This is a genomic window from Endozoicomonas sp. GU-1 (assembly GCF_027366395.1).
Taxonomy (GTDB): domain Bacteria; phylum Pseudomonadota; class Gammaproteobacteria; order Pseudomonadales; family Endozoicomonadaceae; genus Endozoicomonas.
In genome coordinates, this window is the sequence record NZ_CP114771.1 from 1013228 (window position 1) to 1029821 (window position 16594).

Sequence of the window (16594 nt, forward strand, 5' to 3'; positions counted from 1 at the left end):
TACAATAGCAGCGGGATCTAATCCCGTTTGGACACGCTAGTGAGCACTTTCATTCTGGGCCGTGCGGCAAATTTTTTCAAATGATATATAAGACGTAATAATCATATTAAAGTTTTTTAAAATAGCAGAAAAATAATGAAGAAACAGATACCGGAACGACACAGGGTTGTATCTCAAGAAATTGCAACCCTGCGACAGCATAAAAAGGTTCAGAGAACTATATCACCACACATATCATAACCTGGTTGATTCCAGATATCTTTTCACCGTAGTGACAATCGCCTGTGTCTGGCTGTCTATTTCCAGGTTAACTCTATCGCCAACTTCCGCTGTACCAAATGACGTCATTCTTAAGGTTTCCGGAATAAGATGGATACAAAAGCGCCCCCCCTCAACCTTCTCACCAATAGTCAAACTACAGCCATTCAGAGACACATAGCCTTTAGGCAGAATATAGTCTTGCCATTCAGAAGCAAATTGAAAGAACACTGTCACATTGTTTTCTTCCTGCTTAATGTCACAAATCTCAACAGTATCGTGAATATGACCAGAGAGAAGATGCCCGCCAATTTCGTCACCAAAGCGTGCAGCTCTTTCAATATTGACTTTATCACCTTCCCCCAGCGCCCCCAGGTTAGTAACCCTCAGGGTCTCTTTCATCACATCGAAAGTGACACTTTCCCGGTCAAAAGAAGTAACTGTCAAACAGCATCCATTCACTGCAATACTGGCTCCGGTTTCCAGGCCTTCCAGCAATGTGGACGGCAACAGCACAGTAATACGATTCAGTTCGTTGAACGTTTCAATTCGACCAACCGGAAAAAATCCCTTCACAATACCTGTAAACATACACTACCTATCGTCGCCAAACACGTTGGCCTACATCAGAATGTTTTGAGACAGTGAACCAGCCTCTCAAGAGCAACCAGACTGTCTGGCGTATAATTGCGGTGGTTGCGGTTCGCCAGCACCTCGTCCGGTGATTCCAGCACCACACTGGCAACCTCTTCTTCTTGCAGGGTCAAAGGACCATCATAATAACAGCTGTAGACCCTGCCCCAGACCTGACAATCATCATTATGGAAAAAAAAGTGAAAATGCGAAGTGATGGGCACATTCTCGATACCAAGCTCCTCAGCCAACTCCCGTTCAGCCGCCTGATCGTAGCTTTCCCCTTCGGTAACCACGCCCCCTGTAGCGGGATCAAAGTAGCCCGGATAAATATCCTTATTCAGGGTCCTCTCCTGAACATACAGCTGCCCTGCTGAATTGAAGACAAAAATATAGGTTGCCCTGTGGCAAAGTGCTTCTTCTCGCATCTTCCCCCTGGGAACGGACCCGAGAACAAAATTATGGTCATCAACCACCACCACGCTTTCCACAGACGCTTCCACCTCTTGCTGACCAGGCATCGAGATCTCCTGTTATCTGTCATTCATTTATTATTGTGGCAACATCTTATATCAAGCTATTGGTAATCGAAAACAGAAAATACCAGTCAACATTCAACAAAAAGGCAAAGGCGTTTGTGGCATCTCTGCCAATTTGTCAGAGCGGCATCATTCCGTCAAGACTGATCATAAGCGACCAAAACCGGTATAATTTGCTTATTGCAATAGGAATTTTAATTTTCTCAATCAGTAAAAACGGTAATTTTCACTCGATTTCAACCCACAGGATCCGATAGTTAGTTAAATATATTTTTGTCCTGACCAGCATCCATTACTGCCATAACCACCTAAAAAATGCTGTCAGACACCGAACACCATCCTTTAAGGGGGCATAATGAGTAAACCTAATGTAGTCTCCGCCATTGTTAACCCGGTAGGCTCCATGCGAGTACTGTCCAGCCGGGAAGTCAATATTCTTCAGGATAATACCAAAGCTGGCCTGCATCGCCTGTTCCGTCAGTGCGCCCTGGCTGTGTTAAGTGATGAGATGGAAGGTGACAGCGCAGAAGAGCTGTTACAAACCTACTCCGAATTTGATATCCGCATTGTTCAGGAACACCGAGGACTGAAACTTGAACTGATCAATGCACCCGCATCTGCATTTGCTGATAAAAAACTGATCCGGGGTGTCAGGGAAAACCTGTTTTCCGTGCTCAGGGATATTCTCTATGTTTCGTCCCTGATCACCAGCGACAAGCGTTTCGATCACGGAAGTTCATCCGACATCACCCACCTGGTGTTTGAGGTACTCAGAAATGCCAACGCCTTTATCACCAAACAGACGCCCAATATCGTGGTCTGCTGGGGTGGACACTCCATTGGCCGTGATGAATATGAATACACGAAACTGGTCGGTTATCAGCTGGGCCTCAGAAGAATGAATATCTGTACCGGCTGCGGTCCCGGTGCGATGAAGGGGCCGATGAAAGGTGCCTACATTGGCCATGCCAAGCAACGGATCAGTCATGGTCGTTTTATTGGCCTGACCGAGCCTGGCATTATTGCTGCCGAGTCTCCTAACCCGATTGTCAATGAGCTGGTTATCCTGCCCGATATCGAAAAACGCCTGGAAGCCTTTGTCCGTCTGGGGCATGGCATCATTGTGTTTCCGGGTGGACCGGGAACCTGTGAAGAGATTCTTTACCTGATCGGTATTCTCCTGCACCCGGACAATAAAGACATTCCCCTGACCATGATCCTGACAGGTCCCGCCGGGTCGGAAGCTTACTTTGAACAGATTGACAACTTCATTGGCAATACACTGGGCAAAGAGGCGCAGGAAAAGTACCAGATCATCGTCAATGATCCAGCCAGGGTTGCCACGATCATGGCCCGGGGCCTGGAAAAAGTAACCCGCTTCCGTCGTCGACACGGGGATGCCTACTACTTTAACTGGCTGTTAAAGATTGACCAGGAGTTCCAGCAGCCTTTCGAGCCCACCCATGAAAACATGGCCAGCCAGGAACTGCACAGCAATCTCCCGGCCCACCAGCTGGCAGCCAACCTCCGTCGTGTTATGTCGGGCATTGTTGCCGGAAATATCAAGGAAGACGGTGTAAACCTGATTCGTGAGCATGGCCCTTATAAACTCAGTGGTGAACCGGGCCTGATGCAACAGATGGACAACCTTCTGCAATCGTTTGTTGATCAGCACCGGATGAAACTGCCCGGAAGCCACTACCAGCCCTGCTACGAAATCATAGAATCCTGACTTTTTGTCAATTCCACCTGAAGAGGCCATTTCGGCTTCTTCAGATGCTGCCTGCGTAAATCACAAATACCGAAACAGCCATTCACAGAAAAAATAGTGGCTATTACGGTCTTTACTTAACTTGACAGGCACCTTTCGCTATACTGCCCGCGCCACCAGTGCTACTGGTAAAGATTTCCTTGGAACGTCTGACGGACCCATAAGATCATAAAGGTTTGTCGAAGGATCGCCCAAGAGCCTGCCACAGATGATGAGGGTAGAACTCGTGTTAGAAGCCTACAGAAAACACGTCGAAGAGCGTGCCCAAGAAGGTGTCCCACCAAAGCCGCTGAATGCAGAACAGGTGTCAGGCCTGATTGAACTGCTGAAAAATCCACCAGCCGGTGAAGAACAATATATTCTGGACCTCCTTGAAAATCGTATTCCCCCCGGCGTTGATGAAGCAGCCTATGTAAAAGCCGGATTCCTCTCCGCCCTCGTCAAGGGCGAAGCTGAATCCCCACTGGTGGACAGCAAGAAAGCCGTTGAGCTGCTGGGCATGATGCTGGGTGGTTACAATATCGAAACCCTGATAGCCCTTCTGGACAGCACCGAGCTGGGTGAACTTGCCGCTGAACAGCTGAAAAAAACCCTGCTGGTGTTTGACTCTTTCCACGATGTGGAAGAAAAAGCCAAAGATGGCAATGCCAATGCCCAGGCCGTGCTGAAATCCTGGGCTGAAGCAGAATGGTTTACCGGGCGTGATGCTGTGCCTGAAACCATCAAGGTGGCGGTATTCAAGGTGACCGGTGAAACCAATACCGATGATCTGTCCCCTGCCCCTGACGCCTGGTCTCGCCCGGATATTCCACTGCATGCTCGTGCTGCCTACAAGATGACCCGTGATGGTCTTGAGCCTGAAGAACACGGCGTTACCGGCCCGCTTGAGCAAATTGAAGCCATCAAGAGCAAAGGCCTGCCGGTTGCTTTCGTGGGTGACGTTGTCGGTACCGGCTCTTCCCGTAAGTCTGCCACCAACTCGGTACTGTGGTTCTTTGGTGATGATATCCCCCGGTGTGCCCAACAAGCGTGCTGGCGGTATCTGCATTGGCAGCAAGGTAGCCCCTATTTTCTTCAACACCATGGAAGATGCCGGTGCCCTGGTGTTTGAAGCCCCGGTGGATCAGTTAAACATGGGTGATGTTATCGAAATTCGCCCCTACGATGGCAAGATCCTCTCTGAGTCCGGGGAAGTTCTGTCTGAGTTCACCTTCAAATCCGACGTTATTCTTGACGAAGTACAGGCCGGTGGCCGTATCAACCTGATCATTGGCCGTGGACTGACGGACAAGGCTCGTGAGGCGCTGGATCTGGGCCATTCCGACATATTCCGTCGCCCGCAGCCCCCTAAAGAATCAACCCATGGTTTCACGCTGGCCCAGAAAATGGTCGGCAAAGCCTGCGGTGTGCCCGGTGTTCGTCCTGGCCAGTACTGTGAGCCCAAAATGACCACTGTCGGTTCTCAGGACACCACCGGACCAATGACCCGTGATGAATTGAAAGATCTGGCCTGTCTGGGCTTCTCTTCTGACCTGGTTATGCAGTCTTTCTGCCACACTGCCGCCTATCCAAAGCCAGTGGACGTGGAAACTCACCACACCCTGCCGGACTTCATCATGAACCGGGGCGGTGTCGCCCTGCGCCCTGGTGATGGCATCATCCATAGCTGGCTGAACCGCATGCTGCTGCCAGACACCGTGGGTACCGGTGGTGACTCCCACACCCGTTTCCCGCTGGGCATCTCTTTCCCTGCAGGTTCAGGCCTTGTAGCATTTGCGGCGGCAACCGGTGTTATGCCATTGGATATGCCTGAGTCTGTTCTGGTTCGCTTCAAAGGTGAAATGCAGCCGGGCATTACCCTGCGTGATCTGGTGCACGCCATTCCACTCTACGGCATCAAGCAAGGCCTTTTGACCGTCGAGAAGAAAGGTAAGAAAAATGCCTTCTCCGGCCGCGTACTGGAAATTGAAGGCCTGGAAAACCTCACCGTTGAACAGGCCTTTGAGCTCTCCGATGCTTCTGCTGAGCGCTCTGCTGCCGGCTGTACCATCACCCTGTCTGAAGAGTCCATCACTGAATATCTGAAGTCCAACATCACCATGCTGCGCTGGATGATCAGTGAAGGTTATGGTGATGCCCGTACTCTGGAACGCCGTGCCCGTAAGATGGAGGAGTGGCTGGCCAACCCAACCATGATGCGTGCGGATGCCGATGCGGAATACGCTGAGGTAATCGAAATCGATCTGGCAGACATCAAGGAACCCATTCTCTGTGCGCCAAACGACCCGGACGATGCCCGTACACTGTCGGATGTTGCCGGTGACAAGGTCGATGAAGTATTCCTGGGCTCCTGTATGACCAATATCGGCCACTTCCGTGCGGCCGGAAAACTGCTGGAGCAGAACCATGATCCACTGAAGACCCGCTTCTGGATGTCGCCTCCCACCAAAATGGACAAGGCACAGCTGGAAGAAGAAGGCTATTACAACATCTACAACGACAACGGTGTGCGGACCGAAATCCCGGGCTGTTCACTCTGTATGGGTAACCAGGCACGGGTAGAACCAGGCGCAACCGTACTCTCTACCTCTACCCGTAACTTCCCTAACCGTCTGGGGGATGGCGCTAACGTATACCTCTGTTCTGCTGAACTGGCATCTGTCGGTGCCATTCTTGGCAAAATCCCGACCGTGGCAGAGTATATGGCATACGCCAGCAACCTGGACTCTATGGCGAGTGACGTCTATCGCTACCTCAACTTTGACCAGGTAGAGTCGTATCAAAAGGCTGCTGACGATATTATCGCCAAAGCCAGCTGATAAACCGCTGCGTTAATCGACACAAAAGCCCCTGTTTTCAGGGGCTTTTTATTTTTATCATAGTTATTTAGATACAGTGATGGCCTGCAATATGGACACGGCAACACCAGAATCCCTTTTTACACCAGAACTTATCACCTGGATAAAAGACAACATCCCTCTGCTGAAAACTATGGAAGTCAGTTTTGATCAGTTCAAGAATGGAGAATTAGTGATCAGCTGCCCACTGGCACCCAATATCAACGATAAAGGAACCGCTTTTGGGGGCAGTATTGCCGCGTTGGCCACCATCTGTGGCTGGCTGTTTACCACCCTTCACGCCAGAACACATGTAAAGGACTGCGCTGCCGTTATTGCCGATTCTCAACTGACTTACCATGCTCCCGGCAAAGGCCACATATCAGCCCATTGCAGTGCCGTGGTTCCCAACAAGTTTTTTGATCGTTTGAATGAGCACCGCAATGCCAAACTGGAATTAACGGTTGAATTATATTCAACAGAGAAAGAAGAGCAGTCATCCACAAACATCGCAACCTACAAAGGCATTTATGTGGCGATGCCTGAGTAACTTACAGTTGCTTGATCATTTTTCTCAACCGATCAAGCAACGGTTTATCCAATTTCACCCGTCCCGAGTAAGCCGACTGAATATAGAGATCAACAATCGATAATAGTTGTACACCCAACGCATCATTTTCAGCGTTTACTCGCAATGCGAAATCTTTAGGCCCTTCCCCTGCCTGGCGTTCAAAACCCTTGGCAACCAGCTTGCGTTCCAGTCGTAACCAGAGCTTTTGATAAGGATTGAGTGCAGGCCTTTGAAAGAGCGCAAAGACCCCAAAAAGCAGAAGAAACAGCGCTAATAATGCACCGAGCACACCAATCTGCTGCCAGTAAAAGGATGATGTACCAAACAATTCCTTCATAAAAGACTGCTGCTTTTCCTGCTGGTACTGCACCACAGACTTCTGCCAGCGGTACTCAAGTCGCTCCCAACCCTGTCGAACCGACTTGAAAAAGCCTGTTTGACCCAAACGATAAGCCAAAGGAATCTGCCCCTGCAACAATCCACCCTGCTCAATCATGTCATCAATGCCAAGCTCAATACGCTCCGGCGCTACCGCTGCGGTAGGGTCAAATCGAATCCACCCCTGCCCTTCAACCCAAATCTCCGCCCAGGCATGGGCATCTCGCTGAAGTACTCTGACCACCTTTTCTTCGGGTAAGTACTCCCCGCCGAGATAACCGGTCACGATGCGTGCTGGTATCCCCACCGAGCGCATCATAAACACAAAGCTGCTGGCATAGTGCTCGCAAAACCCTCTGCGATGGACAAACAGAAATTGATCGACCTCATTCTTCTCCATCAAAGGTGGCGACAGGGTGTAGTAAAAAGGCTCCTGATTGAAATAGTCCATTACCCGCCGTCCCATGGTAACCGGATCCCGACCAGACTCGGCAAACAACTGTTGCGCCAACATACGACTCTGAGCGTTGCCACTATCAGGCAATGACTTATTGAGAGCCAGCAACCAGGAAGGCATAGTCATCGTCTTCGCAACCACGCTCTGTTGCGCAGGCTGATACAAGCGTCGTTCAAAAACAGGCTTATCTGCTTCCAGTCGTAAGGTTCTCAAAACTGTTGTTTCCGGAACCGCTTCGGCAGCCATCCCGAGAACGGGAAGCCACTGTCGACCATTGGGCTCCAATAACACCTCGTAGTTATAATGCCCTGGCTGAACCTGCCACCAGCCATCAATCACTGGCAATCTACCCTGCCAGTCTCGCTCATCATTGATTTCTCCCGGAAACTGGTTCAATAAATGTATCAGGTCACTTTGCCACCACTGCTCACCATCGTATTGATCAAGAACCAGAGTTCTCCAATAACGTTCTCTGGCCGGTGGTACCGAACCGGTAAACTGAGCCCGAAAAGCCAACTCATAAGATTGGCTGAGCCTTGCTACATCACCTGGCTGCATCGTGTCAGACAACCCGGTTTTAGCCTCTCCTTCAGGCCAGGGCACTGCCCATAATGGACCAAGACGGGGAACAAAATAAACAGCGCCAACGTTAAAGGCAGGGCTTGCAGCAGAATAAGGCCGGTAAAACGAAGACTGCCTTTTATGGAGAGACTGGCGGAAGCGCTGGATGTTGGCGAATACATCGCATGAATCGCTGCGACTAACACACCCAGGCACAATAACTGGTATAGCGCCTGCATCAGGGACTGGGAATAAATCACCCCGGCCCCCACCACAAAAAAGCCAATATAGGCGATCACCAACGCATCTCTGCGGGTCTTCATCTCCAGCATTTTCAACGCGTAACCGGTCACCAGGAAGGTCACAGCCAATTCCAGTGAAAACTGCCAACCCGAGGAAGAAATGATGATGACCAGGGAAATGGCAACCAAAAGACGTCTTAACAGATCTGATGGCCAGGAGCCTCTGCCAAACCAGATCAGTGCACGCCACATCAGGGTAAGCACCAGTAGAGGAAGCACCGCAATGGGCAGGACTTCAAGCACCGGCAATGCCACCATAACCTGTGCCACCAGGAGCCAGAGCGTGGCATAACGGGAAACAGCCGGGCTATCCATTTATTCCTCCAGCCATACCCTGATCCAACTCATACAACGCCAGCATCTCCAGGCACTGCTTTAAATGTACCTCACCGGTTAATGGTGCCAGTTGCTGCCCTGCCAGTGCCAGACCATAGGCATATTGTTGCTTATCACACTGCAAACACCAGGCGGTCAGCACCGAAAGCTTTTGCTCAAGATCTCCTTCCGGCACCTGATCCAGGGAAAACCAGAGTTCACGGCCTGATGGCTGATCAAACTGCTTGGTCAGCAGCTCTCCTGTTCGGGCATAGCCTTTCCAGAAAACATGGGCAGAGGTATCTGTCTGCTGATAAGTTCTGAATCCGGCAAACTCTTCAGAACCTGATGTCATAAATGACAGCTCACCATAGTCTGTGGTCTCATTCTCCGGTAACGGGTATCGATCATCCGGAGCCGGATAAACCAGCGAGTGAAAATCCAGACGAACCCAGCTCCATGCCCGACATAATCCCAAAGGGTAAATACTTTCTATACGCAGTCGCCCGGGCCGAAACCATCCCCGCGATCCAGCCGGAGCAAGCAGGCCCTGCTCATGATCGCTGTCAAAACTCACGACAGCGGATACGGTATCCGGCCAACCAATGGCAATAGAATAACGCGGCCGCCGTTCACTGAGACATTCTATCGAAACCGGTATCCGCTCACCGGCAAATCCGGCTTCTGCCCTCTTGGCCACCAGGGTAATGCCGGCCAGATTACGCCACGTATGAATAATGGCTAATAAAAACAGGCTCAGCATAAAGAAGCAGAGACCATAAGCCAGTGAATTACGGTAATTAACCGCCACCAGAAAAATCACCAGCACCATGGAAAGCCAGAAAAATCCCGAGCCTGTCGGTACAATATAAATACGACGCTGGTTAAGCTGAATTCGGGTTGCTCTGGGTGTGCGCTGATCAGCCCACTGCTGAAAACGCTGGTTCAGCCGACACCGGGATGCAGTAACAAGTGAGTCTTTCATTGATGAACCACTCAAGCCATGGCATTAATACGGGCAAGGAGTTCACCGGGCGATATACCCTGTTTCTGCATGGTCAGCCGGTGCCTGGCAACCGGGACAAACACGGCCTGAATATCTTCTGGAATCAGGTAGTCCCTGCCGTCTATATAGGCCCAGGCCCTGGCTGCCTGTAACAATGCCAAACCCGCCCTTGGGGATAAACCAACGGCAAAATAACCCTCTTCACGGGTGGCCTTCAGTAATCGCAGCACATAATCCAGCAAGAGATCACTGGCGTGGACGTTATCGACTTCCTGTTGCATCAACAGAAACGCTTCTGGTGTCACTGACTGATCCAGCTGACTGACCAGAAATCGCCCGGCCTCACCCCGGAGAATGGCTTTTTCTGAGTCGGTATCCGGGTATCCCATGGGAATACACATCAAAAAGCGGTCCATCTGCGATTCAGGCAGTGGAAATGTTCCCTGTTGTGTCAACGGATTCTGGGTGGCAATCACCACAAATGGCTCAGGCAGCGATCTGCCCTGCCCGTCTATGGTCACCTGTCGTTCTTCCATGGCTTCCAGAAGTGCACTCTGGGTTCGGGGTGAAGCGCGGTTAATTTCATCCGCCAGCAGCAGCTGGGAAAACACAGGACCCGGCTTGAACTGGAATTCAGATGATGCCCGATCAAAAATAGAAACGCCCAGAATATCAGCCGGCAACAGGTCACTGGTAAACTGAATTCGTTGATACTCCAACCCCAGCAATCGGGCCAGTGACAGTGCCAGTGCTGTTTTCCCCATACCAGGCAGATCTTCGATTAACAGATGGCCCCGGGCTAACATACAGCACAATGCCAACCGAAGTTCCCGGTCTTTACCCCGAATAACACCAGACAGCGCGTCCAGAGAGTTCTGCAGCGTTGAATTCATAAATCATGATTCCAGCTTTGTTCTTATTAAGAGCTCCATCCCTGGACAGCACTGGGCTTACAACAAGTGCCTGAGTCCCTTTTCCAGATCGGCTTTCAGGTCATCAATATTCTCAAGACCAACGGCAACACGAACCAGGCTTTCAGTAATGCCTGACTTTATTTTGTCTTCATCGGACAAACGACAATGTGTTGTTGTTGCCGGATGGGTGATGGTGGTCCGGGTATCCCCCAAATTGGCAGTACGGGACATAATCTGAACACTGTCAATCACTTTCCAGGCGGACTCCCGACCACCGCTCACTTCAAAGGCCAACACGCCACCAGAACCCTTCTGCTGTTTTTTCGCCAGCTCATGGCCCGGATGGGAGTTCAACCCGGAATAATGAACACGCTCCACAGCCGGATGCTGACTAAGCCAGAGCGCCAATTCCGAAGCATTTCGACAGTGCGCGTCCATACGCACAGAGAGCGTCTCCAACCCTTTATAAAACACCCAGGCATTGAACGGACTCATGGTTGCCCCCGCAGACCGCTGCCATAAGTGGACTTCATCCACGAGCTGTTTCCTGCCAACCACCATGCCTCCAAGGCAACGTCCCTGACCATCGATGTATTTTGTGGCCGAATGCACCACCAGATCCGCACCAAAAGAGAGTGGACGTTGCAGGGCTGGAGTACAGAAGCAGTTATCCACCATAAGCAAGGCGTCGTTACTGTGGGCAATATCCGCCAGCCGTTCAAGATCAGCCACATCACTCAATGGATTAGAAGGGGTTTCCAGAAATAGAAGACGGGTTTGTGGTGTCATCGCCTCTTGCCACTGTTGATAGTCCACCAGATCAACAAATGTGGTTCGCACACCGAACTTGGCAAAATACCGGGCAAAGACAGTGAATGTTGTGCCAAATACATTGCGGGAACAAACGACATGATCACCACTTTTCAGCAGCGACATACAGGTGCCAAGAATAGCGGCCATGCCAGAAGCCGTGGCACAGGCGGTAATATCGTCGTCAACCTCACTGCCTTCCAGCACCGCCATGCGTGCTTCCAGCATCTGGACTGAAGGGTTGGTATAACGGGAATAGACGTTACCCGGCTCATCCCCGGCAAAAACTGCCTGAGCATGGGCAGCACTGTCATAGACAAAACTTGAACTCAGATAGATGGCTTCACTGTGCTCACGCTGATCACTGCGAAACGAGCCTGCCCGGATGGACTGAGTTGCAAATGCCAAAGTCTCAGTCAAATCATGATCATTCATGGAACTTCCTGAATTACCGCGTATTTTTTTGTAATTTATACCTATGCCAGTCCGTTAACATACCAGAACACAGAACAATTCCACAGCCTGCTTTGAGCAAATTTCCGTTATCATTGTCAAACGAAAATACTCACCGCTGGAATCAACCGATAATATGGCACCAACACTGCTTCTGATTGATGCTCTGAACCTGATACGTCGCATCCATGCGGCCATTCCCTCAAGGGAGCCCGAGGCCGATGACAACCAACAGGTGGATGGGGCATTATCTGCAACACTGTCATCCGTGCATAGAGCCATCAAAGAGTGTAGCCCAAGTCATATTCTGATGGTCTTTGATGGCGACCCTCCTACCTGGCGACATCAGCTTCTGCCAGAGTATAAAGCGCAGCGCAAGCCGATGCCGATAGTCTTACGACAGAGACTGGTTGAATTTAATAGTGCTTTCCGCGAGATGGGATTAATGACATTTCGTCGTAATGGCATAGAAGCTGACGATGTGATTGGGGCCATTACCCACAAGGCCATTGCCGTCAATGTCAAAACGGTGATTCTGTCAACGGATAAGACATACCGGCAGCTGTTGCATTCCCCTCTGGTCACACAGCGGGATCATTTCCAGAAATTGAATTTTGACAGTGCCTCTGTGTGCACAGAGTATGGCATCCCCCCTGAAAAGTTACTGGACTACTGGGGTATGGCGGGTGTTGGTGATGTTCCCGGTGTGGAAGGCGTAGGAAAGAAAGGCGCGACTGAGCTACTTAGCCGGTTTGGCAGTTTGCATGGGATATTCGAGCCTGAAGTGGCACATGGGGAAAAGGTGAAAGGTGCGCTGAAAAAGGTGCTGGAGCAGAGAGAACAAGCCGAGTTATCAGTACGTTTGGCAACGTTACAGCATGATGTGGAGTTAGGGTTGAGCTTGAAAGACCTTCGATACCAGGAGACAACTCAGGGTTAGGCGACCACACCGGGTCCCGACGCTGTCGCGAAACCCGGAAAAACGGAACTGGAGAGACGAAGGGTTATAATTTTTAGAGTAACTGGCTGGCGAAAAGTTCCGTCAGGTTGCTGCTGTCTGAAGTTGCATTTCATAGCCAGATCAAAGGATTTTACAGGCCCACTCTGCCGAAGCGCTCTGAGCATCAGGCTTCGCTATCTTCTTTGGCACCAGCATTTCCCGTTCTCTCGGAAGGTCATCGTTGGTGAAGTAGCGACGCTTCTCCCTGACCACGGCAATACCCCGTTGTTTCAGCACTTTTCGGGCTTCCTTCGAAGCCAGTGTTTCCTGCTTCAAGGTGCCCGTATTCATCCGTATACCTTTGCTCTTCAGACGCTGCACCTCTTGCTTCAGTGCCTGTTGTGTTGCCGGGCTCAGCAGCGATGGGTCATGTTGGTACTGCATCTTTTCCAGCAGTGTCATTCCGGTTGGAATCGCCACCTGCGCCAGATCATACCAGCTGTTATGAATACCATAAGTGATCCCTTTGTTCTGATCAGCCTTGCAGGTTTTGTGACTGGGGTCTGAACAGACAATAATTCCGGCCTCCTGAGCAATTTTGCGGCGAACATTGTCGTCAATAAACTGGTTCATTCTCCGCACCGGCTCAGTTGTCCATTCAAAGTTTTCAGAGATCTTTGCGCCATTGTCGTTGAGACCGTAGATCAGGGCGTAGTTTTTTTTGCGCTGATCCTGAAGTTGCCCGGTTATTCGCGCCAGATCAGCCGCACCGTGCATGGCGGCTTCCAGATGACGTTGAAATTCACTCTGGTTGCCAGAGCCTGAGCGAAAATTCCAGGGTAACTGCGTTGGCAGGTCAAGACGTGTAGCATCAAAACCCCAGGGTTGAGTCTCCATCATCCTGGGAAAATCAGCCCCAACCCCGCAACAACGGATAATATCCATTCGATCCGCAAAGCGTAATATGCGCAGATACCAGCGCACAGACTCAGACAGGTTCGGCTCATCGCTACCATCGACATCTTTTTCCTTGTTGATCATTGCCAGTGCCATATCTTCCAGCAGCTGTTCGGGGTAGTATCCTGCCAAGTCTCTTTTGAAATAATCAGCCGACCTTATTTCTTCCTCTGATTTGTCGACATCTTCGGCAGCCGCATCATGGTAGATAATCGCCAGAGACAGGAGTTCTTTTCTTTTTTGCTCAGGGAACACTGCTTAAATTTCTCCAGCAATTCCATATACCAGTGTCCGTTATTCCTGGCCCGCAGGACATGACTGCAGCTGTGTTGCAGTTTCCATTGTGTTGGCATGGTTTGTCTGCCAAGACTCTTGATCACCCGTTCCGGCCCCGGACGGCGGTAATAATGCTGCAATACCTTCAGGATGGTTTTTTCATTATCGCCAGCATTATCAGGCAGGACCGGGGGTTTGCTGAAGGCGTCCACCAGAAACTGCAACGCTGTTGGTGTTCCGGCTGCCAGGGGTGTCGCCAATGTGACAGAATCGTTTAGACCGAGAGATTGTTTCAGATCTGTTATTTCCTGCTGAGCCTGACGGACATGTTCTGGCCAATTCTGGTAGAAAGGATGCGTTTTTCGTTGTTTGTACAGTTCTTCAAGCCAGTGGATATAATCATCTACGGAGAGATCATCAATGACCTTTTTGCCATTCCGGCAATGATACCTCTTCAGACGGAATTCAAGACTATCCAGAACGTCTTTTTCCAGGGAAACCTGGTAATGAAAAAGAGCCAATAAGTTGGACTGAATATGTTCGAGGGTTGGATTTGGCAGAGTAACCACATAAAGTAATATCCCTTTCAGGCATTCCTGCTGTTGCACTGGACTGTTGCTCCGGCAGATACGGTCAAATTCAAAGACGCTTCCCGGGCAGCCGGTCAAAGGTAGTTGTCTGAGATGTTTCAGGGTCAGAAACTCAAATGGAGCAGAGGCAGCCACTAAACAATTGAATATGCTCACTGGCAATACATATTCCAAAAACCGTTCCATACCGTCGATGCGGCACAGGCCCCATTGAGTCAGCCTTGCCCCGCTTTGCAAAAGCAACTGAAATAATCGGTAAGCTTCTTCCCCCTGCTGAATCCGAATTGGCTGCCCCTTAAGCACATCCTCTCTCGTACATCCAAAATCCAGGGACCCGTTGTGTCTGAATACTTCGGTATCCAGGAGAATATCAAGCAAAGATTTAACAGCCACCTTATGAAAAAAACGCTGGTCAATGGGCAACCCACCCTGTTTCAATGCCAGAAGCCTTTCATAGCTGTAACAACAGGGATCACTCACCAGCTCTATAGCCTGTTGTAATTTGTGCATAACCTCGGGTGGGACGGTTAATTTTGAACTCAGCGCCTGGGCCCGTACAGGCATTGGCAGCATGTTTAACAGGGCTCTGAAATTGTCCAGGTCTATGCTCTGTGAGAACGCAAACTCATCCAGAGAACGCTCATTATTGGCCAGGTGTTCACTGTCCAGCTCATCATCAAAACAGACCTCCACAGAGCCTGTGCGATGGCAATAAACAACCAAAGGTAAGGATTCACGATTCAATACCTCTTCACAACGGTGCTTATACTGCAGGATATCAGAAATATTGGTCTCTTTATCCTTGTATACAAAGAAACATAGGATGTCTTTCTTGCTGTAGTTAATGAGAACCAGTTCCGGGAAATCATATATGGGATTATATTCGCCGTTTTTCAATTTAGGTAAACTGAACGTCCCATCTTCTCGAAGGTGTCCAGAGGTGAAACAATCAGGATAGAGTCTCCATTTGACTCGATTGGCATTCTCACGACGCTTGTCGTGCAATGACTGCAGATCTGATAGTAGTTTTTTCGACAGTGTATCCGGAGTGATGTCTGGCTCCTCCAGCAAACGCTTAGTCCATGGATCACGTTTGTAGACGAACAGGCATTGCGGATCGCTGATACCTACTATGTACCTGCCTAACGCTTCTGGCACTGGCTCGACGGGTACCATCTCCCCCGGCAGAGCCAGACTGAAAGGTCTTGGTGCACGTTTGGTAGTTAAGTAATCTTCTTCTACATGCACTTCAATTCGCCGAAACGCCAGGTGCCCACTCCCAGCGATCCGAAGTAGCTCTTGTCGCTCAGCCTCTCTGGGGTGAGGAGACAGCAGCTTGCTGGTCGATTCGCAGACTGTCCGATGGCCAAAAGCCGTTACCGGCAGGGTGTCAAACTTTGTTGTTGAAGCTGACCAACTACAGCTATTAGATTTGAAACTGGTTTTTGTTGACGAAGAGCTATCAGTTTCGGGACGTATATCGCCTTTGTTTCCAGCACTATTCAACTTTCACTCCTTTCTATATGATTTTTTTATTTCTAAAGCAGGTGCATAGAAGCACTCATAATATTCACAGAAAAAGAAAGCCTTCAGCTACTTTAGCTGGAGGAAAACCTCTATCTCTAAACCCTGAAACCCTGGCTATCCTTTAATCTTATGAAGTATCAAATTCCAGTTTCTGGGCTTTGGATCCGTGCGCAGTTGCTTTAAACAAAGCATCCCAACTATCAATTATCAAGGTAAGAAACAAACTGGTTATTTTTTTGCGCTGATCCAGAAGTGGCCCGGTTACCCACGCCAAATCAGCCGCACCGTGCATGGCAGCTTCCAGATGACGTTGGAATTCAGTCTTGTTGAAAATTCATTGAAACAATGTACTTAGTTCCCACGCTTCTGAGGTGTCGTTAAAGCCTGAAGAACGCGCCCTGCGAAAGGTCGGTTCGCACTCACACACGGAGGAGCCGACCTACATGGAGAGACTCTCTTCTGCCTTCAGACAGCCTCAGAACATGGCAACGAGGCCTCC

12 protein-coding genes and 2 pseudogenes are annotated in these 16594 nt (G+C 50.0%); 4 read left to right on the forward strand and 10 right to left on the reverse strand.

The window, feature by feature from the left end:
* Positions 1-234 precede the first annotated feature (234 nt).
* Entirely contained in the window at positions 235-849 is a 615-nt protein-coding gene (locus tag O3276_RS03930; protein WP_269674463.1) for a riboflavin synthase subunit alpha, read from the reverse strand.
* A 35-nt stretch (positions 850-884) separates the two neighbouring features.
* The gene (yfcD, locus tag O3276_RS03935; RefSeq protein ID WP_269674464.1) at positions 885-1412 is read right to left on the reverse strand and encodes an NUDIX hydrolase YfcD; all 528 of its coding nucleotides are present in this window, start codon (positions 1410-1412) and stop codon (positions 885-887) included.
* A gap of 373 nt (positions 1413-1785) precedes the next feature.
* On the opposite strand from yfcD, the gene ppnN reads away from it, so the two are divergent.
* The 3 genes and pseudogenes from ppnN (at position 1786) to O3276_RS03950 (ending at position 6588) form a co-directional block, all read left to right on the forward strand.
* Complete coding sequence (gene ppnN, locus O3276_RS03940) at positions 1786-3162, forward strand: nucleotide 5'-monophosphate nucleosidase PpnN (protein WP_269674465.1); 1377 nt, start codon at positions 1786-1788, stop codon at positions 3160-3162.
* Between the two features lie 265 nt (positions 3163-3427).
* Positions 3428-6020, forward strand: a pseudogene (gene acnB, locus O3276_RS03945) (bifunctional aconitate hydratase 2/2-methylisocitrate dehydratase).
* A 79-nt stretch (positions 6021-6099) separates the two neighbouring features.
* Positions 6100-6588, forward strand: a complete 489-nt coding sequence (locus O3276_RS03950) for a YiiD C-terminal domain-containing protein (protein ID WP_269674466.1) — start codon at positions 6100-6102, stop codon at positions 6586-6588.
* Position 6589: 1 nt separating this feature from the next.
* Here the strand turns inward: O3276_RS03950 and O3276_RS03955 are convergent, their stop codons facing one another.
* The 5 genes and pseudogenes from O3276_RS03955 to O3276_RS03975 form a co-directional block, all read right to left on the reverse strand.
* Entirely contained in the window at positions 6590-7570 is a 981-nt protein-coding gene (locus O3276_RS03955; RefSeq protein WP_442876585.1) for a DUF4129 domain-containing transglutaminase family protein, read from the reverse strand.
* Between the two features lie 90 nt (positions 7571-7660).
* Positions 7661-8622, reverse strand: a pseudogene (locus tag O3276_RS03960) (DUF3488 domain-containing protein); the annotation flags it as partial.
* Entirely contained in the window at positions 8615-9607 is a 993-nt protein-coding gene (locus O3276_RS03965) for a DUF58 domain-containing protein (RefSeq protein WP_269674469.1), read from the reverse strand. The gene O3276_RS03965 and the pseudogene O3276_RS03960, both read right to left, overlap by 8 nt.
* Positions 9608-9618: 11 nt before the next feature.
* The gene (locus O3276_RS03970; RefSeq protein WP_269674470.1) at positions 9619-10521 is read right to left on the reverse strand and encodes an AAA family ATPase; all 903 of its coding nucleotides are present in this window, start codon (positions 10519-10521) and stop codon (positions 9619-9621) included.
* A 57-nt stretch (positions 10522-10578) separates the two neighbouring features.
* Positions 10579-11787 (reverse strand): O-succinylhomoserine sulfhydrylase, encoded by a 1209-nt coding sequence (locus tag O3276_RS03975; protein ID WP_269674471.1) that lies wholly within the window; start codon positions 11785-11787, stop codon positions 10579-10581.
* A gap of 154 nt (positions 11788-11941) precedes the next feature.
* Here O3276_RS03975 and O3276_RS03980 point away from each other — a divergent pair, with 154 nt between their 5' ends.
* Complete coding sequence (locus O3276_RS03980) at positions 11942-12745, forward strand: 5'-3' exonuclease H3TH domain-containing protein (RefSeq protein WP_269674472.1); 804 nt, start codon at positions 11942-11944, stop codon at positions 12743-12745.
* A 141-nt stretch (positions 12746-12886) separates the two neighbouring features.
* Here O3276_RS03980 and O3276_RS03985 read toward each other — a convergent pair whose 3' ends face one another.
* The 3 genes from O3276_RS03985 to O3276_RS03995 form a co-directional block, all read right to left on the reverse strand.
* The gene (locus O3276_RS03985) at positions 12887-13957 is read right to left on the reverse strand and encodes a hypothetical protein (protein ID WP_269674473.1); all 1071 of its coding nucleotides are present in this window, start codon (positions 13955-13957) and stop codon (positions 12887-12889) included.
* Positions 13861-16074: a hypothetical protein gene (locus O3276_RS03990; protein WP_269674474.1), complete on the reverse strand. Its 2214-nt coding sequence runs from the start codon at positions 16072-16074 to the stop codon at positions 13861-13863. The genes O3276_RS03985 and O3276_RS03990 overlap by 97 nt, the downstream gene beginning before the upstream one ends.
* Before the next feature lie 148 nt (positions 16075-16222).
* Entirely contained in the window at positions 16223-16387 is a 165-nt protein-coding gene (locus tag O3276_RS03995; protein WP_269674475.1) for a hypothetical protein, read from the reverse strand.
* Between the last annotated feature and the right edge of the window lie 207 nt (positions 16388-16594).

Coding starts and splice junctions, on each gene's coding strand:
- O3276_RS03930 (WP_269674463.1), bottom strand. CDS start 849: ATGTTTACAGGTATTGTGAAGGGATTTTTTCCGGTTGGTCGAATTGAA.
- yfcD (WP_269674464.1), bottom strand. CDS start 1,412: ATGCCTGGTCAGCAAGAGGTGGAAGCGTCTGTGGAAAGCGTGGTGGTG.
- ppnN (WP_269674465.1), top strand. CDS start 1,786: ATGAGTAAACCTAATGTAGTCTCCGCCATTGTTAACCCGGTAGGCTCC.
- O3276_RS03950 (WP_269674466.1), top strand. CDS start 6,100: ATGGCCTGCAATATGGACACGGCAACACCAGAATCCCTTTTTACACCA.
- O3276_RS03955 (WP_442876585.1), bottom strand. CDS start 7,570: ATGACTATGCCTTCCTGGTTGCTGGCTCTCAATAAGTCATTGCCTGAT.
- O3276_RS03965 (WP_269674469.1), bottom strand. CDS start 9,607: ATGAAAGACTCACTTGTTACTGCATCCCGGTGTCGGCTGAACCAGCGT.
- O3276_RS03970 (WP_269674470.1), bottom strand. CDS start 10,521: ATGAATTCAACGCTGCAGAACTCTCTGGACGCGCTGTCTGGTGTTATT.
- O3276_RS03975 (WP_269674471.1), bottom strand. CDS start 11,787: ATGAATGATCATGATTTGACTGAGACTTTGGCATTTGCAACTCAGTCC.
- O3276_RS03980 (WP_269674472.1), top strand. CDS start 11,942: ATGGCACCAACACTGCTTCTGATTGATGCTCTGAACCTGATACGTCGC.
- O3276_RS03995 (WP_269674475.1), bottom strand. CDS start 16,387: ATGCACGGTGCGGCTGATTTGGCGTGGGTAACCGGGCCACTTCTGGAT.